Here is a 20,799-nt window from a genome sequence, read left to right as displayed (position 1 = left end):
GCCAAGACGACCAAAGGAGAAAACCCATGGGATGGACCAGGGATGAAATGGCTGCGATTGCGGCCGAAGAACTGAACGACGGCGACTACGTAAACCTGGGGATCGGCATCCCCACGCTGGTGGCGAACAACCTGCCCGAGGGCGTGCGGGTGGTGCTGCAGAGCGAGAACGGGCTGCTGGGCATGGGCCCGTTCCCGTACGAGGGCGAGGAGGACGCCGACCTCATCAACGCCGGCAAGCAGACCGTCACGGTCCTGCCGGGCGGCAGCATCTTCGACTCCGCCACCTCGTTCGGCATGATCCGGGGCGGGCACGTCAAGGTGGCCATCCTGGGCGCCATGCAGGTCTCCGGCAACGGCGACCTGGCCAACTGGACCATCCCCGGGAAGATGGTCAAAGGCATGGGCGGTGCCATGGATCTGGTGGCAGGAACACCGCGCGTGGTGGTCCTCACCGAACACAACGCCAAGGACGGCACCGCCAAAATCGTCCGCGAATGCACGCTGCCGCTGACCGGGCTTAGCTGCGTGGACCGGATCATCAGCGACCTCGCCGTCTTCGACCTTCACAAAAAGGACGACGGCGGGCGGCAGCTCACGCTGACCAGGCTGGCACCGGGGGTCACCGTGGAGGACATCCGGGAGAAGACCGAAGCCGGCTTTGAGGTCGCCCCCTCCCTCGATCCAGCCACCACCTTGGAAGGAGCCTCGGCATGAGCCTCAAAAAGCAGTTCGGCAAGGATGTCCTGATCACCGGCTGGGGTCACAGCATGTTCGGGAAGCTCACCGACGACACCCTGGAATCCCTCATCGTCCAGGTGGCCACGGACGCCATCAGCAGCGCAGGGATTGAGCCGGCCCGGATCGATGAAATCTACGTGGGACAGTTCAACTCCGGCATGATGCCGCTGGCGTTTCCATCCTCCCTGGCGCTGCAGGTGTCATCGGACCTGGCCAACGTCCCGTCCACCCGCGTGGAGAACGCGTGCGCCTCGGGCTCGGCGGCCTTCCAGCAGGGCACCAAGGCACTGCTCGCCGGAACCGCCAAAACGGTCCTGGTGATCGGCGCCGAAAAGATGACCCACGCGGGAGCTGATGTGGTGGGCGCCGGGCTGCTGGGCGCCGACTACGACATGGCCGGCAGGCCCTCCACCACCGGGTTCACCGGACTCTTCGCGGAAGTGGCCAGGCACTACGCCAAACGCTACGACGCTGACGGGAAGCTGGGCGACGTCCTGGGTACCATCGCGGCCAAGAACCACCGCAACGGCGTGGACAACCCGTACGCCCAGCTCCGCAAGGACCTCGGCGAGGAGTTCTGCCAAACCGTCTCGGACAAGAACCCCATGGTGGCCGATCCCCTGCGCCGGACCGACTGTTCCCCCGTGTCCGACGGTGCCGCCGCCGTCGTGCTGTCCACTTCGCCAACCGGAGGCCTCACGGCACCGGTACGGCTCGCCGGCTTTGGCCAGGCCAACGACTTCTTCCCCGCGGCGCGCAGGGACCCGACGGCGTTCGAAGCCACGCGGGTGTCCTGGCAGCGTGCCCTGGCGATGGCCGGCGTCGGGATTGAGGACCTGGACCTGGCCGAAGTCCATGACTGCTTCACCATCGCTGAGCTGCTCATGTACGAGGCCATGGGCCTGACCGAACCCGGCCAGGGCGCCCTGGCGCTCCAGGAAGGCTGGGTCTACAAGGACGGGAAACTTCCCATCAACCTCTCAGGAGGCCTCAAGTCCAAAGGCCACCCCGTGGGTGCCACCGGCGTGTCCCAGCACGTCCTGGCGGCCATGCAGCTCACGGGCACCGCGGGCGACATGCAGCTCCCGGCTCCGCGCCGGGCAGCCGTGCAGAACATGGGCGGCGTGGGCATCGCCAATTACGTCAGCATCCTGGAGGCCGTGTAGCTGTCCGGGGCCGGTCCGCCGTCGTGGGCTGCTTTCACGACGGCGGACCGCAGCCTATTTCGCAGTGCCTGCGATGGACTCGGCGCCGGCAGTGGCGCACGCTTCGTCAAGGGCGCCATCGGGCGCCCCGCCCACACCGATGCCGGCCACGGAAACGCCGTTGACCTTCAGCGGGACTCCGCCTGCCAGGAACAGGGTGCCCGGCAAGTCTGCGATCGAGGGGCCATTGCCATTGATGCGCTTGGCCAGCTCGCTGGTGGGGGTACCGAAAGCTGCTGCGGTGTAGGCCTTTTCCTTGGCGGCCTCAATGGTGTGCGCCGCGGCATTGTCTCCCCGCAGCAGTGCCTGGACGGTGCCGAAGCGGTCAACGAGCGCCACCGTGACGAACGGCAGTTTGTCCGCCTGGCACTTGGCGAGTGCCGCGGCGACTGCCTGGGCGGAGGCTGTGGCGGAGATGCGGTTCTGCTGCACCACAGTCTCCGGCGCCGGCTGCACGTCAACGGCGGGCACGACGGCGGGCGCTTCAGTGCCGCTGACGCGGCCGGTGCCGGCGTTGGCGGCTGCGGTGGCTCCGGCCGTGACCAGGATTGCTGCGGCTGCGGCGGCTGTGAGTGCCTTGTGGGATTTCTTCATGGTGCGTTCCTTGGGTTGGTAGGTGTGCTGTTGCCGGTTTCCATCCTTCTCGGCAGCGGTTGGCGTGGCATCGGGCCTTCGGCTGCCCCTTGCTGGCCCGAAAGGCCAGCCGTATCAGCCAAAAGGCTGAGGAACCCTGCAGGCGTGGAGCCCTAGCATGGAAGGCAGTGCTTCCCACCACGAGATCCGGATCCCGCATGCCTGCCAAAGATTCCACCCCGGCCACCGGCCTGGCGGCCGCCGTTGCCGCCGGGGGCGCCGGGGGCGCGTCCCGTCCGGTGCCGCCCACCCCCAAGGGCCGCCTGGGCAGCATTGAGGCCGCCGTCCATCTGGGCTTCGCGGTGCTCCTGGTGGCATCGGTGGTGCGCTATGTCATGCGGCATTCCCCTTCCGACAACGTCCTGGTCCTGGGACTCGCCGCCGCCGCCTGCCTGCTGTACGCCGTCGTGGCCCTGCTCTCGCTGCGGGACCGGCACAGCGCGCCGTGGATGGTCGCGTTGGTGGCTGTCTGGGCGGTCCTGGTGGTGGCAGCACCGAGCTTCGCCTGGTGTTCCTTCGCCCTCTTCTTCCTGTGCAGGAGTGCCCTGCGCGGTGCTGCGTCCTACGTCCTGGCGGGCGGCATCACCCTGGCAACCGCGGCCGGCCTGTTCCGGCTGGGCAACGGTACGGACCTTGCCATGCTGTTGGGGCCTGTGGCCGTAGGCGTCATGCTGACGCTCATCTATGACCGGATACAGCACGACGCCGAGGAGCAGCGCCGCCTGCATGCGGAGGTTACCGAGGCCCAAGGCCAGCTGGCGGCCAGTGAACGCCGGGCCGGCACCATCGCCGAACGGGAGCGGGTGTCCCGGGAAATCCACGACACCGTCACCCAGGGGCTCGCCAGCAGCCTGCTCCTGCTCGAAGCCGCGGGGCGTGGTTGGCCAAGTGGCGCCGCGCAGCAGGATCTCCACCAGGCCACCAGCCTGCTCCGCACCAACCTGGCGGAAACCCGGAGCCTGGTCCACGAGCTTGCTTCCCCCGGGCTGGAATCAACGCCGCTGCCGGAAGCGCTGCTGCTGGCCGCCCGGCAATACCTGCCGGAAGCCACCCTTGTGGTGACAGGAGCCCCCAGGCAAGTCTCACCGGACATCCGGCACGCACTGCTGCGGGTGGTGCAGAGTGCGGCCTCCAACACCGCGCTGCACGCTGCGGCTTCAGTCGCTGCCCTGACGGTGGGCTTCCTGCCGGACGCCGTCACCCTGGACATCTACGACGACGGCGCCGGTTTTGATCCGGCGGCGGCAGCTCCGCCGTCGACGGCCGGAGGTTACGGCCTGCGGGCCATGCGGCAGCGGGTGGAGCAGCTGGGTGGCATATTCTCGATCCAAAGTGCCCCCGGCGAGGGGACCATCGTGGCGGCGCAATTGCCGTTGGAGGGCGCATGAGCAGCATCACGGTCCTGCTGGTGGACGACCACCTTGTGGTCAGGAGCGGGCTGCGCGCGTTGCTGGGAACCCAGCCTGACCTGGCGGTTGTGGCGGAGGCATCCTCGGGAGAGGAAGCGTTGCAGCTGGTGCATGCGCACCTCCCGGCTGTGGTGGTGATGGACCTTGCCATGGGCCCTGGCATGGATGGAATCGAGGCCATCAGGCGGATCCGGGATCTCAACAGCGGGCAGGCAGTCCTGGTTTTCACCACCTACGACTCGGATGCCGATATTGTCCGCGCAGTCGATTCCGGTGCCATGGGCTACCTGTTGAAGGACGCCGCACCGGAGGAAATCTTTGCCGCCATACGCGGCGCGGTTCAGGGCAGGAGCGTGATGAGCCCGCCGGTGGCCTCGCGGTTGTTCCAGCAGCTGCGCAACCCCGAAGAAGTCCTCACCCCCCGGGAGGCAGAATTGCTCAGTTTGCTCACTGAAGGCCTCAGTAACAGGGAGCTCGGGCGGCGGCTTTTCATCTCCGAGGCCACCGTCAAAACCCACCTGGCGCACATCTACGCAAAGCTCGGAGTGGATACGCGGGCGGCCGCTATTGCCACCGCGATACGCCGTGAGGGCATGCGGTAACCGCGGTTTATGGCCCTTACCCTTGCACCCGGGCCCTGTGCCCCGTACGTTTGGGACTGCGGGGACTAACTCCCGCGCACTCCGGGATGATTCCCCGGGGAGAGAATCAGAGTCACATGAAGGAATGCAGCCATGGCAACAGGCACAGTTAAATGGTTCAACGCCGAAAAGGGTTTTGGCTTCATTGCCCCCGATGACGGGTCCGCTGACGTTTTCGCCCACTACTCGGCAATCGCCACCAGCGGCTACCGCTCACTGGACGAGAACCAGAAGGTCGAATTCGATGTGACCCAGGGCCCCAAGGGCCCGCAGGCAGAGAACATCCGCCCGCTCTAAGTCTTCGGCGGCCTCCGGCACCTGCCGGGACCCCATCCAGCGGCCCCTCCAGCTCAGGTTGGAGGGGCCGCTGCTTTTATGTGGGGGTTTTGTGGGGCACGTGTTCCCGGGGCCAGTCCTCCGGTTTCCCTTTTGGGATAATTGATCCATGACCGGACAGGACCAGGACAGGGACAAGGATCCGTGGGAGGAGTTTGACGCTCTGGGGCCCGCTGCACCGGACCGCGTGCCGGGCCAGCCCGGCGGGGAGCCCTACGGTTTCGGCTTCCGCACCGGGGTACGCAGCGCCCGGGTGGCGGTCGGCTTTGCCGTTTACGCCCTGGCGCTGGGAACCATCCTGGCCCTGACCGGGTGCATTGTGTTCATCAGCCGGCAGCAGTGGCTGCTGGCGGGCCTCATGCTGGTGATCGAGGCAGTGTTTGTTTTCGCTTTCACGCGGCTGGTGGCCCAGGCCAGGCGCCGCCGGCAGGCGCGGTGACAATTTCAAACCTTGACCTTGACCTTGACCTTGACGCAGCGTCAAACCCTAGGCTCGGAGCATGGAAGACATCCCCGACACCGGCACGGACTGGTCCATCCAGGACGTAGCCAGGATGGCCGGCACCACCAGCCGCACGCTGCGCCACTACGATGACATCGGCCTGCTGAAGCCCAGCAGGGTGGGCAGCAACGGTTACCGCTATTACGACGGCGCCGCCCTCCTCCAACTGCAGCGCATTCTCCTGCTGCGGGAGCTGGGCCTGGGCCTGCCGGCCATCGCGGAGGTCTTCCACCAGCAGGCTGACCCGGTCACCGCGCTCACCCGTCATCTTGAGTGGCTCGGACAGGAGCAGCAGCGGCTGGCACGGCAAATGCAATCCGTGCGGCGAACCATTGAAACAGTAAGGGCAGGAGGCCAACTGATGGCAGAGGACATGTTCGACGGCTTCGACCACACCCAGTACAAGGATGAGGTGGAGGAACGGTGGGGCAAGGAGGCCTACGCAAAATCCGACGCGTGGTGGCGCGGCATGGCGTCGGACGAAAAGCAGGAGTGGATGTCCAAGGTGGAAACCCTTGGCAACGACTGGAAGGCTGCCGCCCGCTCCGGCGTTGCTGCGGACGGTCCCGAGGCCCGGGAACTGGCAACGCGGCACGTCGACTGGCTGAGGTCCATCCCCGGGACTCCGGCCGCCGGAAACAGCGGGAATGTCAAGGGATACGTCCTGGGGCTGGCGGACATGTACGTGGAAGACCTGCGCTTCGCCGCCAATTACGGCGGAGTGGAGGGGGCGGGCTTCGTTCGGGCGGCCCTTCGCAGTTTTGCGGAGAAGTATCTGTAGGGCAGAGGCGGAAGGCAGCCTAGCGGCTGGTCTTGGAGCTGCCGGCGCCCGCCCGATCAGTCTTGGCGCGCCGGGTCCGCCGGACCACCAGCAGCACCACGGCAATGGCCAATCCGGCGTAGACGGCATAGTTCAGGAAGCGTGAGTACTCCTCGATCAGCCTGTATTGGGTGCCCAGCAGGTAGCCCAGGCCGATGAGGGCGCCGTTCCACAGCCCGCTGCCGGCCAGGGTGAACAGGGTGAAGGTGGCAAAGGGCATGGCCGCCGCCCCCGCCGGAAGGGAGATGAGGCTGCGGACGCCGGGCAACAGGCGGCCGAAGAAGATGGATGACCTGCCGTGGCGGCGGAACCATCCTGCCGCGTGTTCGAAGTCTTCGCGGTCCACCAAGGGCAGTTTGGACAACCACCGGATGGACCGCTCCAGCCCCAGCTTGGCGCCGAGCCAGTAAAGGAACAGCGCCCCCAGATAAGCGCCAAGGGTGCTGGTGGCAAAAACGAGGAAAAGGTTCAGGGAGCCCTGCTTGGCCAGATATCCCGCCAGGGGGAGGATCACCTCGCTGGGGATGGGAGGCACCACGGTTTCGGCGAGCGTGAAGCCCCCCACGCCCCACTCCCCCAAAGTGTCGATGGCCCTCGCCGCAGACCCGACGATTCCGGTGAGTCCCTCAGTGGGGCTGGCTGCACCGGTCAAGATTGTCCACATACGCCCGTCCCGTCCCCTGCGCCCGGGTTACCGGTGCTTGAATTCCGGCTGGCGCTTCTCGGCGAACGCCGCCATGCCTTCCTTTTGGTCCTCCGTGGCGAACAGGGAGTGGAAGAGCCGCCGTTCGAACAACACCCCCTGGGCCAGCCCGGTTTCAAAGGCGGCATTGACAGCTTCCTTGGCAGCCATCGCCGCGGGCTTGGACTTGGCGGCAATCACCCCTGCCACCTTGAGTGCCTCGGACACGACGTCCGCCGCCGGAACCACACGGGACACCAGCCCGCACCGGTCGGCTTCCTCCGCCTCGATGAACCTGCCGGTGAGGATCATGTCCATGGCCTTCGCCTTGCCCACGGCCCGGGTGAGCCGCTGCGAGCCGCCCATGCCGGGGAGTACGGCGAGGTTGATTTCCGGTTGGCCGAATCTGGCGTTGTCCCCGGCGATGATGAGGTCGCACATCATGGCCAGTTCGCAGCCGCCGCCCAGGGCAAACCCGGACACCGCAGCGATGGTGGGAATCCGCAGCCGGGCAAAGTCCTCCCAGCCCCGGAACCAGTCGGCGGCATACATGTCCATGTAGCCCTGGTCCGCCATTTCCTTGATGTCGGCTCCGGCCGCGAACGCTTTGCCCGAGCCGGTGATCACCACGGCACCCAAACCGGGATCGGAATCCATGGCGGTAACGGCGGCCACCAACTCCTCCATGGTGGCCTTGTTCAGCGCGTTCAACGCCGACGGCCTGTTGAGGGTTACCAGCCCTACCCTGCCCTGCTGCTCCACCAGGATGTTGGCGTACTCCGTCATTCGGGGCTCCCGTCGTCGTGTGCTGTTGTGGTCCCTGGCCGGCCCGGCATTTCCGTGCCGGTGTTCTCCCCCGCCGCCGGCTCTTGCTGCCTCGCTGCATGCTGCCCGGAGGCGTCGCGGATGTCGGTGATGATGGCCGAGAAGTCGCGGCCCGCGCCGCCTTCCGCGGCAAACCTATCGTAGATCCGGGCGGCGAGCGCTCCCATCTGTCCCGCCACCCCTGTGCTGTCCAGGGCGTTGACGGCGAGGTTGAGGTCCTTGGCCATGAGCGCTGCGGCAAAGCCCGGCTGGTAGTCCCTGTTGGCGGGGCTGGTGGGAACCGGTCCGGGCACCGGACAATTGGTGGTCAGCGCCCAGCACTGGCCGGACGCGGCGGAAGCGACGTCGAACAAGGCCTGGTGGGTCAGGCCCAGCTTTTCGCCGAGCACGAAGGCCTCGCTGACCGCAATCATCGAGACGCCCAGGATGAGGTTGTTGCAGATCTTGGCCGCCTGGCCGGCTCCGTGTCCGCCGCAGTGCACCACCCGCTTGCCCATGACCTCCAGGAGCGGCCGCACCGCCTCAAAGTCAGCCCCGTCGCCGCCGGCCATGAAGGTCAGGGTGCCTGCTTCGGCCCCCACCACGCCACCGGAAACGGGGGCGTCAACGGAGCGGTGGCCTGCTTCGATGGCCAGGCGGGCGGCGTCCCTGGCCTCGTCGACGTTGATGGTGGAACAGTCCAGGAACATCGTCCCGGCCGGCGCCTCTGCCAGCAGCCCGGGTCCGTCTGCACCGCCCACGTAGGCGTCCAGGACGTGGCGGCCGCTGGGGAACATGGTGAGGACAACGTCGGCACCGGCCAGCGCCTCCACGGCGCTCCCTGCCACCGGTATGCCCTGTGCACGGGCCGACTGCAGGGCTTCAGGGACCACGTCGAAACCAGCAACCCGGTAACCGGCGCGGACCAGGTTCAGGGCCATGGGACGCCCCATGTGTCCAAGGCCCAGGAAGGCCACACCGCTCTTGTCAGGCATGGTCCGTCTCCTTCATCTGCAGGTCGGGGTTGGAGTGCGGTTCAAGCCGGGGGTGCAGCTCAGGCGGGACATGGAGGTCCAGTTCCCCGCCGTCCAGGGGCTGGAAGAACCCCTCCACCTGGGCGGGAAGCACCTCGGCCAGCGTGGCAGGTTTCCACTGCGGGTTCCTGTCCTTGTCCACTACCTGGGCGCGGATTCCTTCGCGGAAGTCCGGTGCGGCCAGGAAGCGGATCCCGGCCCGGTACTCCTGGGCCAGGGCCTCATCCAGGGTCAGGCCGGCCGCGCGGCGCAGCGACGCCAAGGTGACCGTGACCGAGGTGGGTGACTTGGCTTCGATCGTGGCGGCGGCTTCCGCGGCATCGTCGCGTCCGGGCCCGGTCCACGCCCGGAGGCGCCGGACAATCTCTCCAGCATCGTCCGGGGCGTAGCAGGAGTCGATCCATTCCCGCTGCCCGGCCAGCATGGAGGCAGGGGGCTGCCCGGCATAACGGGCGACGGCGTCTTCCGGGCTTTCTTTCTCCAGCGCAGCCACGAGGCGCGGCAGCGCGTTCGACGGAACGTAGTGGTCGGCAAGGCCCAGGAACAGGGCATCCCCGGCTGCCAGGTGTGCTCCCGTAAGCGCCGCGTGGGTTCCCGCCTCGCCTGGTGCGTGTGAAAGCAGGAAGGTCCCGCCGACGTCGGGCGCGAAGCCAATGGTGGTCTCCGGCATCCCCATCCTGGTCCGCTCGGTGACCACCCGGACGTCCCCGTGCGCGGAGATGCCCACCCCGCCGCCCAGGACCAGGCCGTCCATGAGGGCGACGTACGGTTTGGGGTACCGGGCAATCAGCGAGTTCAGGCGGTACTCGGTCTGCCAGAAGTGGGCCGTCCCGTTCCCGCCGTGCAGCATGTCCCGGTATATGGCCACGATGTCCCCGCCCGCGCACAGGCCCCGCTCCCCGGCGCCCTGGACCAGGACGGTGGCCACGCCGTCGTCCCCTGCCCATGCGGTGAGCTGCCGCAGGAGCAGCCCCACCATTCCCGCGGTAAGTGCGTTGACGGCCCGGGGCCGGTTGAGGGTGATCACGCCCAGCCGGCCGCGGCGCTCAAAGAGTACGTCCGCGCTTCCGTCCCCTGCCGCGTTGTCCGTTGTGCTGTCCTTGGCTGCGGTCATCGGCTGGGTGCTCCTTCGCATGGTGGCCGGATGAGTGATCCAGGTCATTCTGTTGCGAATATACCCGCCCCTTCACGCCCGGAACCAACCACGGCGGATCGCGGACGCGGGGACGGCCAAGGCTTTACCCGCCCTGCGGCTGCCAAGGTAAGTTAGGAACCGTGAAGATAGCTACCTGGAATGTGAATTCGCTCCGTGCCCGCGCCGACCGTGTTGAAGCCTGGCTCCAGCGCAGCGACTGCGACGTCCTGGCCATCCAGGAGACCAAGTGCAAGGACGATAACTTCCCCTGGGAGCTCTTTGAACGGATGGGCTACGAGGTGGCCCACTTCGGGGTGAACCAGTGGAACGGCGTAGCCATTGCCTCCCGGGTGGGGCTTGAAGACGTGGAGCGGACGTTCCTGGACCAGCCCTCGTTCGGCAAGGCGGGCAAGGATCCCGTGCAGGAAGCCCGCGCCATGGCTGCCACCTGCGGCGGCATCCGGGTCTGGAGCCTTTACGTCCCCAACGGCCGTTCGCTGGACGACGAGCACATGCCGTACAAGCTCAAGTGGCTGGAAAGCCTCAAGACGCACGCCCAGGCCCTGGTCACGGACAACCCCCAGGCACAGGTGGCCCTGATGGGTGACTGGAACATCGCGCCCTTTGATGACGACGTCTGGGACATCGACCTGTTCATCCGGAACCGCGCAACTCACGTCAGCCCGCCAGAACGGGAGGCGTTCCACGCGTTCGAAGCTGCCGGCTACGCCGATGTGGTGCGCCCCTACACGCCGGGCCCCGGCGTCTACACCTACTGGGACTACACCCAGCTGCGGTTCCCCAAGAAGGAGGGCATGCGGATCGACTTCATCCTGGCCTCCCCCGCCCTGGCCGCGCGCGTCACCGGGGCCTCGATCGACCGCGAGGAACGCAAGGGCAAGGGCGCTTCGGACCACGCTCCCGTGCTGGTGGAACTGGCGGACTGATGACTGCATCCTGGACCCATTCAAGGAGACCGTAATGACGGGAAACCTCTATCGGGGCCAGGCCGGCCTGCCATTTTCCTCAACCCTGCGCGTCTACGAACCCCTGGAAGCCTTTCCGGAGGACCAGCGTCCGGCCATCAAGGCCGCGGGGGCCCGGGCGGTCCCGCGTGCCGCCGTCGAAAACGCTGAACTGCTGGCCTCGCTGGGCCGTATCACCCGCTCCGGCGGGGACCCCTTCCCCACGGGGCGCACGGACCTGGTGCGCGTCACCACCGTGCCGGCCCCGGAGGGTGGAGCGCCCGACGACGGTGCTGACGCCGACGCCGAGCCCGTCCTCCTGTACTGCCCCAGCCAGCTTGTCCTGCGCGCCGGACTGGCGGCCAACGCCTTGATGGAGGGAATCCATGGCCCCCTGGCCGAGCTGCTGATCCCGGAGGAGCAGCGTGACCGGCACCAGGAACGGATCGACCAGGTGAAGTCCCGGGACGGATCCATCCGGGTACATACGCGGGCGTCAACCTGGGGAATCCCGTTCAGCTGGTTCTCGCTGTTCATGGAGTCGGACCGCAAGGATGTGGTGGAGGCCGCTGGGCGCATCCTCACCGTTCGGGTCTGGGCGCCCATCACCGATGCCCTGGAACGGGCCCGCTACGCGGTGGCCAACCTGGCCCTCGCCGCCCCGGACCTGGACATGCTTGACGACCTGGCGCAGCTGACGGAGTGGCTTGAACTGTTCCACGTCAACTCCATGGTGGAACTGGACTACGGCGCCGTGGCAGACAAGGTCTACCCGGACGAATCCCCCATGGATATCCGGCTGGGCATCGAGTGCCTGGCGGAGGGTGACATGACCGGGGCTGCGGCCGCCTACCGCAGGCTCGCGTCCCGCTGGATCCCCATCCGGCAGCTGGCCCGCGCGTCCTGACGCGTCAGTTCCTGGGGGGCGCTGTGGTGCGCCGGATGATGAGTTCATGGGGCGCGACGGCTGAGTGGACGGATCCGATCTCGCCGTCCAGTTCGTCCAGGAGCATCTTGGTGGCCAGCTCGGCCTGCTCGTCGGGGCGCTGCCCAACCGTGGTCAGGCCCATGGCATCGGCGAAATCATGGTTGTCAATGCCCACCACCGACAGTTCGCCGGGGACGTTGACGCCCAGGCGGTTGGCCTCGAAGATGACTCCCATGGCCATCTCGTCCGAGGCGCAGAAAATTGCCGTGGGCTTCTGTCCGGGACGGGACCACAGGCGGCGGAAGGCTTCCTGTCCGCTGCGGACCGTGAAGTCCCCCCATTCGTCCCATTCCGGCCGGGTGGGCAGGCCGGCCGCGGCCATCACGTCCTTGAACGCCAGGATGCGCACCCGGGGGACGTCGAAGTTCAGGTCGGTTTCGTCGTCGCCATGCAGCAGGGCAATATCCCGGTGGCCCAGGTCGATCAGGTGCCGGACGGCTGTTGAGGCGGCGGCGTAGTCGTCGATGCCGATGTAGGGGCATTCCTCCACGTGGCCACCCACCACTACCAGCGGAATGTCGATCTTCTGCAGGTGCTCGATCTCTTCGTGGCTGAGCGCCATACATAGAACCAGCAGGGCGTCGATCTGCTTGTAGACCATGGTCTTGCTGAAGAGCCGCTCACGGTTGCTGCCGTGGCCGCCGAGGTTGAACAGGGAGAGGTTGTAGTGCCGGGCATGCAGCTCGCGGTCCGCGCCCTCAATTGCTTTGGAGAAGAACCAGCGGCTGACGAACGGGGCCAGGACACCGATGGTCTTGGTCCGGCCCGTGGCCAGGCCGGAGGCGGAGGACGATGCAACGTAGCCCAGGTTTCCGGCCACCTCCAGGATTTTTTCCCGGGTGGCCGGCGAGACCCGGGGCAGGCCGCGTACAGCCCGGGAGACAGTTGCTGTTGAGACTCCGGCGGCTGCCGCCACGTCCTCGATGCTGACGCCGTTATGGCCGCCCCGCTGGGACCTTTCCGTTGTCCGTGCCACCGTGTCCCCTCTTTAACTCCTTTTCGGCGTAGGGCCGAAAGGCCCTGCGTTACGCCCGCCCTGTATTTTCGCATTCCACGGCGAGGCATTGATAACTATGGCGGGGAACCGACGCATGGGCTCCCTTACCTGCGGGCCGGCAGCTTTCGGCGCAGGCGAACCATTCCATACAGCGCCAGCAGTGTTGCCAGCAGGCCCAGGGCCCAGCCGAGGGCCGGTTGGGCTGTGACTTCCATCCACACGGTTACCACCAGGAGGACAAGGGCCCAAAATGCGAGGAAGCCGATAATGATGTCGAAGTCTTCGCCCGAACGGACCATACGGCTGCGGTTTCCCGCCCCCGGAGTGCGGGGGCGGGAACCGTTGGGCGTCACTTGACCGCACCAGCCGTAAGGCCGGCGACGATCTTGCGCTGGAACACCAGCACCAGGATCACCAGCGGGATGGTGACGATGGTGCCCGCGGCCATGATGGCCGTGTACGGGATCTGGTTGGGCTGTGCACCGGCGAAGTTGGCAATGGCCACCGTCACCGGCTGGGTTGCGTCGCTGGACAGCTGGCTGGCGATCAGGAACTCATTCCACGAGGAAATGAAGGCCAGGATCGCCGTGGTGAAGATTGCCGGCGCTGCCAGGGGCATGATGACCTTGCGGAAGGCCTGTCCCTGGGTACAGCCGTCAACGCGCGCCGATTCTTCCAACTCCCAAGGCATTTCCCGGAAGAACGAGGTCATGGTGTAGACCGTCAGCGGGAGCACGAAGGAGATGTTCGGGATGATCAGCGCCTGGTACGTGCCCATCCAGCCAATGTTGGTGAACAGCTGGAAGAGCGGGGTGATCAGGGCAACACCGGGGAACATGGAAGCTCCCAGGATGAAGCCGAGCACCAGGAACTTGCCCCGGAAGTTCAACCGGGCCAGCGCGTAGGCGGCGAACACGCCGATGAGCAGGGACACGAGCGTCACCACGCCACCAATGAACACACTGTTGAGCAGCGCCTGGCCGAACCTGTTGCCGAATGACGTATCAAAGGCGGTCCTGAAGTTGTCCAGGGTCACGTGCGTGGGAAGGATCGACGTGTCGTAGGTGAACCCGACCTCGCGGAAGGCGGTCACCACCATCCAGTAGGCCGGCGCCAGGCACCAGAGCAGCACGATGGCCGCGCTGATGTAGGTCCTGCCCTGCGCCCACTTTTCCCGGTTTTGCGCAGCCTTGCGGCCCTTGTCCTGCCTTGCCCGCAGCGCCGAGGCGTCTGCCGTTGCCGTGGTCATTTCTTCCCCTTTCCTGTGGCGCCGCTCTGTTCAACGACGTTTGCCCCGAGGAAGCGGACAAAGATGAAGGCCACAAGGAAGATGATGATGAAGGTGATGGTGGACAGTGCGGCTGCCGAGTTGAAGCCTTGCCTGATCTGGTTAATGACCAGGATGGACAAGGTGGTGGTGTTGTTGGCGCCGCCGGTGAGGATGTAGGGCAGGTCAAACATGCGCAGTGCATCCAGGGTACGGAACAGGATCGCCACCATGAGCGCCGGCTTGACCAGCGGCAGGGTGATCAGCCGGAACCGCTGCCATGCAGTGGTTCCATCCACCTTTGCGGCCTCATACACTTCAGCCGGGATCATCTGCAGGCCTGCCAGGATCAGCAAAGCCATGAACGGCGTGGTCTTCCAGACGTCAGCGATGACCACAGCCCACTTGGCCGGCCACTCGCTGCCCGTCCACAGGATGGTGGTGTTGAACAGCTTGTTGGCGATGCCCTCGAAGGCGAAGATGAAGAACCAGAGCTTGGCCGTCACGGCGGTGGGGATGGCCCACGGCACCAGGACAGCTGCGCGGACCAGGCTGCGGCCGCGGAATTCGCGGGCCATGATCATGGCCATCCAGAAACCAAGCACCGTTTCGAACGCGACCGTGACGACGGTGAAGAAAAATGTTGTGGCGGTGGCGGACCAGAACTGGCCGCCCAGGGTGCCAGGCGGGCAGGCGACTGTTCCGCCTGTCGGCGCCGAACACTGCTGCGCGAGCCAGTTCACATAGTTCTGGATGCCTGCCGGGCCACCCGCGGTGAACAGGCCGGTGGCTGGGTCAAGGCCGGCGTCCTTCTGGAAGGACATGACGATGGCGCTGATGATGGGGTAAACAATGACAATGCCCAAGGCAAGGATGGTGGGAGCGAGCAGCCAGGATGCCCAGCGTCCTTGGCTGGCGATCCTGTTGTCCTCCCCCACACCCTTGGGCGCGTGATGGACGGGGGTACCGCCCGACGCCGGTGCTTTGACCGGCGTCGGGCCTAGTTCGGTTGCCATGGCAGAACTACGATCCCGCACCGGCGGATTCGATGGACTTCTGCATGTCAGAAAGTGCGGTTTCCACGGGCTTTTCTCCCTTAATTGCGGAGTATGCGTTGTCTTGGATTGCCTTTGTCACGGCCGGGTAGAACGGCGTCACGGGACGCGGCACGGCGTTCTCGATGGACGTCTTCAGGACCGGCAGGTAGGGCAGCTTGGCTACAAGTTCCTGGTCGGTGTACAGCGATCCAAGGACCGGAGCCAGCGAGCCCTGCGTAGCGTAGAACTTCTCGCTCTCGGCCGAGGTCAGGAACTTCACGAAGTCCAGTGCAGTGGCCTTGTGCTTGGAGTACACGCTGATTGCGGTGTTGTGGCCACCCAGTGATGATGCACCGGGGCCGCTCTTGCCCGGAAGGGCAGCCATGCCGAACTTGTCCTTCACAGCCGACGAGCCTTCAGTGCTCATGAGGCTGTAAACGTAGGGCCAGTTGCGCAGGAACAGGAGCTTGCCGCTCTGGAACGCCTGGCGGCTGTCCTCTTCCTTATAGGTGATTGCTTCCTTGGGGATGTTGCCGTCCGCGTAGGCCTTGGCGAGGTTCCCCAGGCCGGCCTTGGCTTCAGCGGTGTTCAGGCTGGGCTTGCCGTCCTTGTCCAGGACTGAGCCGCCGGCGGAGTTGATGGCTTCGGCCGCGTTGACCGTGAGGCCTTCATACTTGCTGAACTGTCCCGCGTAGCAGCCGATGTTGTTCTGCTTGGCGATGGAGCACATGCCCATCATCTCGTCCCAGGTCTTGGGCGGATTGGGTACCAGGTCCTTGCGGTAGAAGAGGATGCCGCCGTCGGAAGTGCGCGGTGCAGCGTAAAGAGTGCCCTTGTACGTGGCACTGTTCACGGTGGCCGGAAGCATGGCACTCGTGTCAACCGCCATCTTGTCCTTCAGCGGCTGCAGCCAGCCCTTGGCGGCAAACTCTGCCGTCCAGACGACGTCCACGTCGGTGACATCGTAGTCGGACTGCTTGGCCTGGAAGTGCTGGACGAGGTCGTCGTGCTGCTGGTCTGCCTGGTCGGTCTGTTCCTTGAAGGTGACCTGCTCATCCTTGTGGGCCGCATTCCACTTATCGATGAGGGGACGGATCACATTGTTGTTGTCCTTGCCCTGGACGAAGGTGATCGGGCCGCGGGCATCCAGGTTGGCGTCAGCGTCACTGCCTCCACCGCCGCCCGTGGTACCCCCTCCACCTCCGCCGCCGCAGGCGGACAACGTAAGGGCCAGGATGCCGGCAGTGGCCGCCGGAAGCAGGAATCTCGGGGTTTTCATTGGCTTGAAGCTCCTCGCTGAGTGACAAGTAAGTCGACAGTGCGCTTGCTAGGTGAGGTTGATGTGGTGACCATCACACTAGTAAGGTGACTGTCGGGAATGCAAGCGTTTACATCAAAAAGTTATCAGAGGGGAACCAAATGCCCGACCCAACCGTTCCGGCGCCCCGCCAAATGCCGTCCTGGTGGACAGACGCCGTTGTCTACCAGATCTATCCCCGGTCGTTTGCCGACGGCAACGGCGACGGCATGGGCGACCTTCGCGGTGTCCTGGACCGGCTCCCCTATCTTGAAGGGCTGGGAGTGGATGCCATCTGGCTGTCCCCGTTCTACAAGTCGCCGCAGGCCGACGGCGGTTATGACGTAGCGGACTACCGGCAAGTGGACCCGCTTTTCGGGTCGCTGGCCGACTTCGACGCCATGTTGCAGGAAGCTCACCGCCGCGGACTGAAGGTGATCGTGGACCTGGTTCCCAACCACACCTCCGATGAGCATGCGTGGTTTCGGGAAGCGCTGGCGGCGGAGCCGGGAAGCCCGGAAAGGGACCGGTACATCTTCCGGGACGGCAAGGATGAGGTGCCGGGGTCCGGGGATGGCGGACGGGCGCCCAACAACTGGAAGTCCGTCTTCGGCGGCCCGGCCTGGAGCCGAGTGGCCGAAGCCGACGGGTCACCCGGACAGTGGTACCTGCACCTCTTCGACACCAAGCAGCCGGACCTGAACTGGGACAACCCGGAAGTGCAGGAGGAAATGCGTTCGGTGCTGCGTTTCTGGCTGGACCGCGGCGCGGACGGCTTCCGGGTGGATGTTGCCCACGGCCTGGTAAAGGAAGCGGGTCTTCCGGACTGGGATGGGGTGGCGGCGATGGTGGAAGGAACCTCCGCTCCGCGCCTGGAAAGCCACCTGCCGGGCGACGCCCCGCATGCCCACACCGATGCCGAGGAACCGCACCGGGCCGTCTCCCCGATGTACCCGCCGTCGCCGTTCTTCGACCAGGACGGGGTCCATGCCATCTACCGGGACTGGAACCGGGTCCTGGCCGAATACGGCGGTGACCGGATGATGGTGGCCGAGGCCTGGGTGGAACCTGCCGAGCGCCTGGCACGGTATGTCCGGCCCGATGAGATGCAGCAGGCCTTCAACTTCGATTTCCTGTTGGCCGGCTGGGACGCCGAACGCATGGCCGACGCCATCGACGCATCCCTGGCAGCGGCAGCATCCGTGGGTGCTCCGTGCACGTGGGTCCTCAGCAACCACGACACCCTGCGGCACAGCACCCGGTTTGGGCTCAAAGATCCCACTACTTTCCCCAAGGGCATCGGCGCCGCAGACGAACAGCCCGACGCAGCCCTGGGACTTGCCCGGGCCCGGGCCGCCTCACTGGTCGCGCTGGCGCTTCCGGGCTCGGCATACCTCTACCAGGGCGAGGAGCTGGGCCTCCCGGAGCACACCACCCTCCCCGACTCGGCCAGGCAGGACCCTACCTTCTTCCGGACCGACGGTGCCGAGATCGGCCGGGACGGTTGCCGCGTCCCGCTGCCGTGGGCAGGGGATCAACCCGGCTTCGGTTTCTCCGGAGCACTGTCAGGGGAAGCTCCCGAGCCCTGGCTCCCCCAGCCGGAAAGCTTCGGCCCCCTGGCCGCCGATCAGCAAGACGGCGAGGAGGGCTCAACGCTGGAGCTTTACCGTGCCGCCCTTGCATTCAGGTCAGCCCGGCACCTGGGCAGCGGCAGCGTGGAGTGGACGGACGAACACGCACCGGACAGTGGACTGTTGGCGTTCCGGAACGGGGAGGTGGTGGTCCTGTCCAACATGGGCTTCGCCTCGGCCCCCGTGCCCGAAGGCTATGCCGTAGTGCTCTCCAGCGGTCCCGAACCGGCCGACGACTGGACCGGGATGACAGAGGTTCCTGTGGACTGCACCGTGTACCTGCAACGGATATAGCTGCAAAGGATGAAGCGGGGCAGGTGCCGCTGCGCAACTGGCGCAGCGGCACCGCGGGCGCGGCAGCCTACGGTTGGCAATGGGTTCAGCGGACCCGCTCGGCCCGGCTGAAGCGGGTCCGCGCGCCCGCCCCGATGTGGATAAGGACAGGAATTTCCTTGCCCACCACAGCTTCCATCGCGTCAAGCAGCCCGGCGACCTCCACTGCCAGCAGGTGCGGTGCCACGCCCTGGCGCGGCAGGAGACGCACCTTCAACGCGGGAGAGCCCTTGACGTCGTAGGTGGTGACGGTGGCACCGGCCAGGTCCGGCCGTCCCTCGAGGGCGTGCCGCAGCGCTTGTTCCGCCACCCCGCCGCCGATCCGGACGTCGCCGGGCGTGTCGCCGGGATCGTATTCGGCGGCCAGAAGGTTTGACCGGCCCTTTCCTTGCTGGGCAATCCAGGCAACCATGAGGCCCATCAATGCCAGCAGCGCCAGTGCCACCACAATCCACAGCCAGCTTTCCGGCCGGCCGGGGAACCGGGTGGCGTCAAAGAGCCGGTTGATGCCGCTCCACAACCCGGCGGACCAGGAGTGCCACCAGGAGGCAACCGGAGGAACGGCCGCCAGCAGCAACAGCAGGACGCCCGCCCCCAGGAGGATCAGGCCCAGCAGGGTGAGCAGGATGCGGTTGAGCAGCGCCGGTGTGCTGTTCACGCTCCGATCACCCCCGAAGGAGTGACATTGACGCGGGGAACAGGCGCCGGTTCCAGCAGCATCTGGTCCAGCTCGTCGCGGACGGCTTCAAGCACCCTGTCCTGCTCCACAGGTACACCGGAGGTGGGCCGTACGTTCACCAGAACCTGCCGCCGGGAGACAATCACCATGACCTGTTCAGGCGTGACGTTGGCGGCCAGCCGTGCCCGGCGGGCGAGGGAGGAGGCGATGACTTCGTCGTCCACCACCACCGCCGGAAGCCCTTCCTCCCGTCCGCCGGCCAGCAGATGGCGGGCGCGCTTTCCCGGGAGGATGCCGCTGAGGAGGAAGATCAGCCCCACCATGGCGAGCACGCCGCCGATCGCGGCAAGCAGCAGCGGCGAGGTTCCGGCGGGAAGATCCACGATGCGCTGCGCCGCCACCTGGGGCTCAATCAGCCACGCGGGCTGGCCCACGGCGTGCACTCCCGATTCGAGGACGCCGTAAGCGGCCAGCACAAGCACAAGGGCGGCGGCAACAACCGACACCACCGCCCGCGGGGAATGGGTCTCGCGGTACACCACCCTGCGCATGTCCGGTCCGTTGCTTCTGCGCGGTCCGCTGTTCACCGGGCGGCTTTCCACACTGCTGCTCACCGTACCCGCCCTTCTGTACTGATCCTTGCCCCGCTGATCCGGATGTCCACGCGGCTCAGCCGGGAACCGCTCAATTCCGAGACCGTTGCCAGGATGCTTTCCTTGGCCCTGACGGCGCGGTCCCAGATGGACCCGCCGAGTGCGTCCACCCGTGCAGGGTTGGCCACCACGGACTGCAACGGCGGGACGCCGATAGGGGTGACGAGGGACAAAGCCAGCAGGCCGTCGTCGTCCGTCCAGTCCGCCCGCACGTCCTGGGCGTCGACGCCCAACGCCTGGGCCGCAGCAGCCTTGGCGAGGCTGGTCAAGGCCTGGGTGCTGATCCGGTTATGGCCGCTGAGCGCCTGCCCACGCACAACGGGCGCGGGCGAGCTCATGAGGACGAGCGCCGGCCGGTGATGGCATCGAACACCCCGCGCAGGTCCAGCTTCCCTTCGGCGGCACGGCCCAGGAGCGCTCCGATTGCCATGAAGAGCAGGGAGACGAGGAAACCCCACAGTCCGAACTGCAGGGACATGAACGCCACGAAGGCGCCGATGGCGGTGCCGGCAATCGTGAGGCTCACAGCAGCGCCTCCCGTTCGGGAGCAGACGGCGCGGTTGTTTTGACCGGCGGCGGAACGTAGACATCCGCGATCTCGACGTTCACCTCGATGACCTGCAGCCCCACCAGTTCCTCAACTGCGCGGTACACGGCGGCGCGGACATTATTGGCCAATGCATGCAGCGGTGTGCCGTAGCTTGCCACCAGGGTGATATCAACAGCTACCTGCGTTTCGCCCACTTCCGCGTGGACGCCCGCAGCGTGGTCAGAACTTCCGACGGCGTCGCGGATCGCGCCCAAGGCACGGGACGGGCCCGAACCCAGGGAGTAGACCCCGGGAACCGCCCGCGCGGCAATTCCCGCCACCTTTGCCACGGCAGTCTCGGAAATTATCGTCCGGCCGGGCCCCGGAGCCGGGCTTCCGGAAGGACGGTTTGGCACCACGGGTTGTGGGTTCTGGTATTCCATCAGGCACTCCCCCTTCTGTTGTTTCCACCCTATCCCCAG

The 20,799-nt window shown here is 66.3% G+C and carries 25 protein-coding genes; 10 read left to right on the top strand and 15 right to left on the bottom strand.

The genetic code is table 11. The annotated features are described in order from the left end of the window. The first annotated feature begins 26 nt into the window (after positions 1-26). The gene (locus tag LDO14_RS02810; RefSeq protein ID WP_134165185.1) at positions 27-716 is read left to right on the top strand and encodes a CoA transferase subunit B; all 690 of its coding nucleotides are present in this window, start codon (positions 27-29) and stop codon (positions 714-716) included. Next, positions 713-1,906, top strand: coding sequence for an acetyl-CoA acetyltransferase (locus tag LDO14_RS02805; protein WP_223993665.1), 1,194 nt, complete (start codon positions 713-715; stop codon positions 1,904-1,906). The genes LDO14_RS02810 and LDO14_RS02805 overlap by 4 nt, the downstream gene beginning before the upstream one ends. A gap of 54 nt (positions 1,907-1,960) precedes the next feature. On the opposite strand, the gene LDO14_RS02800 is transcribed toward LDO14_RS02805, so the two are convergent. Then, complete coding sequence (locus tag LDO14_RS02800; protein ID WP_018771684.1) at positions 1,961-2,539, bottom strand: heme-binding protein; 579 nt, start codon at positions 2,537-2,539, stop codon at positions 1,961-1,963. Positions 2,540-2,736: 197 nt separating this feature from the next. Here LDO14_RS02800 and LDO14_RS02795 point away from each other — a divergent pair, with 197 nt between their 5' ends. From LDO14_RS02795 to LDO14_RS02775, 5 genes are all read left to right on the top strand, one after another. Beyond that, on the top strand, positions 2,737-3,966 hold the full coding sequence (locus LDO14_RS02795) for a histidine kinase (RefSeq protein WP_018771685.1): 1,230 nt from the start codon (positions 2,737-2,739) through the stop codon (positions 3,964-3,966). Beyond that, positions 3,963-4,589: a response regulator gene (locus LDO14_RS02790; protein ID WP_018771686.1), complete on the top strand. Its 627-nt coding sequence runs from the start codon at positions 3,963-3,965 to the stop codon at positions 4,587-4,589. Before LDO14_RS02795 ends, LDO14_RS02790 begins: the two co-directional genes overlap by 4 nt. A gap of 132 nt (positions 4,590-4,721) precedes the next feature. Next, positions 4,722-4,925: a cold-shock protein gene (locus LDO14_RS02785; RefSeq protein ID WP_009357211.1), complete on the top strand. Its 204-nt coding sequence runs from the start codon at positions 4,722-4,724 to the stop codon at positions 4,923-4,925. Between the two features lie 148 nt (positions 4,926-5,073). Further along, positions 5,074-5,403 carry a hypothetical protein gene (locus LDO14_RS02780; protein WP_018771687.1) on the top strand — a complete coding sequence of 110 codons (330 nt, stop codon included), beginning with the start codon at positions 5,074-5,076 and terminating at the stop codon, positions 5,401-5,403. A 61-nt stretch (positions 5,404-5,464) separates the two neighbouring features. Continuing rightward, positions 5,465-6,247 carry a MerR family transcriptional regulator gene (locus LDO14_RS02775; protein WP_018771688.1) on the top strand — a complete coding sequence of 261 codons (783 nt, stop codon included), beginning with the start codon at positions 5,465-5,467 and terminating at the stop codon, positions 6,245-6,247. A gap of 19 nt (positions 6,248-6,266) precedes the next feature. On the opposite strand, the gene LDO14_RS02770 is transcribed toward LDO14_RS02775, so the two are convergent. From LDO14_RS02770 to LDO14_RS02755, 4 genes are read right to left on the bottom strand one after another with little or no spacing between them, the layout of a single operon-like run. Next, positions 6,267-6,950: a DedA family protein gene (locus LDO14_RS02770; protein WP_223993663.1), complete on the bottom strand. Its 684-nt coding sequence runs from the start codon at positions 6,948-6,950 to the stop codon at positions 6,267-6,269. A gap of 27 nt (positions 6,951-6,977) precedes the next feature. After that, entirely contained in the window at positions 6,978-7,754 is a 777-nt protein-coding gene (locus tag LDO14_RS02765; RefSeq protein WP_018771690.1) for an enoyl-CoA hydratase, read from the bottom strand. Then, on the bottom strand, positions 7,751-8,767 hold the full coding sequence (mmsB, locus tag LDO14_RS02760; RefSeq protein ID WP_223993661.1) for a 3-hydroxyisobutyrate dehydrogenase: 1,017 nt from the start codon (positions 8,765-8,767) through the stop codon (positions 7,751-7,753). The genes LDO14_RS02765 and mmsB overlap by 4 nt, the downstream gene beginning before the upstream one ends. Beyond that, a complete protein-coding gene (locus LDO14_RS02755) occupies positions 8,760-9,920 on the bottom strand; it encodes an enoyl-CoA hydratase/isomerase family protein (protein WP_223993659.1) in 1,161 nt (386 codons plus the stop codon). The genes mmsB and LDO14_RS02755 overlap by 8 nt, the downstream gene beginning before the upstream one ends. A 161-nt stretch (positions 9,921-10,081) precedes the next feature. On the opposite strand from LDO14_RS02755, the gene LDO14_RS02750 reads away from it, so the two are divergent. Further along, a complete protein-coding gene (locus LDO14_RS02750; protein ID WP_026266132.1) occupies positions 10,082-10,888 on the top strand; it encodes an exodeoxyribonuclease III in 807 nt (268 codons plus the stop codon). Between the two features lie 34 nt (positions 10,889-10,922). Beyond that, positions 10,923-11,813, top strand: coding sequence for a hypothetical protein (locus tag LDO14_RS02745; RefSeq protein ID WP_223993658.1), 891 nt, complete (start codon positions 10,923-10,925; stop codon positions 11,811-11,813). A 4-nt stretch (positions 11,814-11,817) separates the two neighbouring features. On the opposite strand, the gene LDO14_RS02740 is transcribed toward LDO14_RS02745, so the two are convergent. The 5 genes from LDO14_RS02740 to LDO14_RS02720 all read right to left on the bottom strand — a co-directional run bounded on the left by LDO14_RS02740 (position 11,818) and on the right by LDO14_RS02720 (position 16,474). Beyond that, the gene (locus tag LDO14_RS02740; protein ID WP_018771695.1) at positions 11,818-12,870 is read right to left on the bottom strand and encodes a LacI family DNA-binding transcriptional regulator; all 1,053 of its coding nucleotides are present in this window, start codon (positions 12,868-12,870) and stop codon (positions 11,818-11,820) included. Between the two features lie 125 nt (positions 12,871-12,995). After that, positions 12,996-13,244: a hypothetical protein gene (locus LDO14_RS02735; RefSeq protein WP_026266133.1), complete on the bottom strand. Its 249-nt coding sequence runs from the start codon at positions 13,242-13,244 to the stop codon at positions 12,996-12,998. After that, positions 13,241-14,140 (bottom strand): carbohydrate ABC transporter permease, encoded by a 900-nt coding sequence (locus LDO14_RS02730; RefSeq protein ID WP_018771697.1) that lies wholly within the window; start codon positions 14,138-14,140, stop codon positions 13,241-13,243. The genes LDO14_RS02735 and LDO14_RS02730 overlap by 4 nt, the downstream gene beginning before the upstream one ends. Beyond that, positions 14,137-15,174: a sugar ABC transporter permease gene (locus LDO14_RS02725; protein ID WP_223993656.1), complete on the bottom strand. Its 1,038-nt coding sequence runs from the start codon at positions 15,172-15,174 to the stop codon at positions 14,137-14,139. The genes LDO14_RS02730 and LDO14_RS02725 overlap by 4 nt, the downstream gene beginning before the upstream one ends. Before the next feature lie 7 nt (positions 15,175-15,181). Then, a complete protein-coding gene (locus tag LDO14_RS02720) occupies positions 15,182-16,474 on the bottom strand; it encodes an ABC transporter substrate-binding protein (RefSeq protein ID WP_018771699.1) in 1,293 nt (430 codons plus the stop codon). A 140-nt stretch (positions 16,475-16,614) separates the two neighbouring features. Here LDO14_RS02720 and LDO14_RS02715 point away from each other — a divergent pair, with 140 nt between their 5' ends. Continuing rightward, a complete protein-coding gene (locus tag LDO14_RS02715) occupies positions 16,615-18,417 on the top strand; it encodes a glycoside hydrolase family 13 protein (RefSeq protein WP_223993654.1) in 1,803 nt (600 codons plus the stop codon). Between the two features lie 85 nt (positions 18,418-18,502). Here LDO14_RS02715 and LDO14_RS02710 read toward each other — a convergent pair whose 3' ends face one another. Genes LDO14_RS02710 through LDO14_RS02690 form a run of 5 tightly spaced genes read right to left on the bottom strand, consistent with a single transcriptional unit; the run spans position 18,503 to position 20,760 of the window. After that, complete coding sequence (locus LDO14_RS02710; RefSeq protein WP_223993652.1) at positions 18,503-19,114, bottom strand: hypothetical protein; 612 nt, start codon at positions 19,112-19,114, stop codon at positions 18,503-18,505. Next, entirely contained in the window at positions 19,111-19,749 is a 639-nt protein-coding gene (locus LDO14_RS02705; RefSeq protein ID WP_223993650.1) for a hypothetical protein, read from the bottom strand. Before LDO14_RS02705 ends, LDO14_RS02710 begins: the two co-directional genes overlap by 4 nt. Then, entirely contained in the window at positions 19,746-20,126 is a 381-nt protein-coding gene (locus tag LDO14_RS02700) for a hypothetical protein (protein WP_018771703.1), read from the bottom strand. Before LDO14_RS02700 ends, LDO14_RS02705 begins: the two co-directional genes overlap by 4 nt. Then, positions 20,123-20,314: a membrane protein gene (locus LDO14_RS02695; protein WP_018771704.1), complete on the bottom strand. Its 192-nt coding sequence runs from the start codon at positions 20,312-20,314 to the stop codon at positions 20,123-20,125. The genes LDO14_RS02700 and LDO14_RS02695 overlap by 4 nt, the downstream gene beginning before the upstream one ends. Then, positions 20,311-20,760 carry an Asp23/Gls24 family envelope stress response protein gene (locus LDO14_RS02690; RefSeq protein WP_026266136.1) on the bottom strand — a complete coding sequence of 150 codons (450 nt, stop codon included), beginning with the start codon at positions 20,758-20,760 and terminating at the stop codon, positions 20,311-20,313. The genes LDO14_RS02695 and LDO14_RS02690 overlap by 4 nt, the downstream gene beginning before the upstream one ends. Positions 20,761-20,799 lie beyond the last annotated feature (39 nt).

Source organism: Arthrobacter sp. NicSoilB11 (assembly GCF_019977375.1).
In the GTDB taxonomy this organism is placed as follows: domain Bacteria; phylum Actinomycetota; class Actinomycetes; order Actinomycetales; family Micrococcaceae; genus Arthrobacter.
Note: the sequence above shows the minus strand (reverse complement) of the source record. Positions and strands in the feature narration are given on the sequence as shown.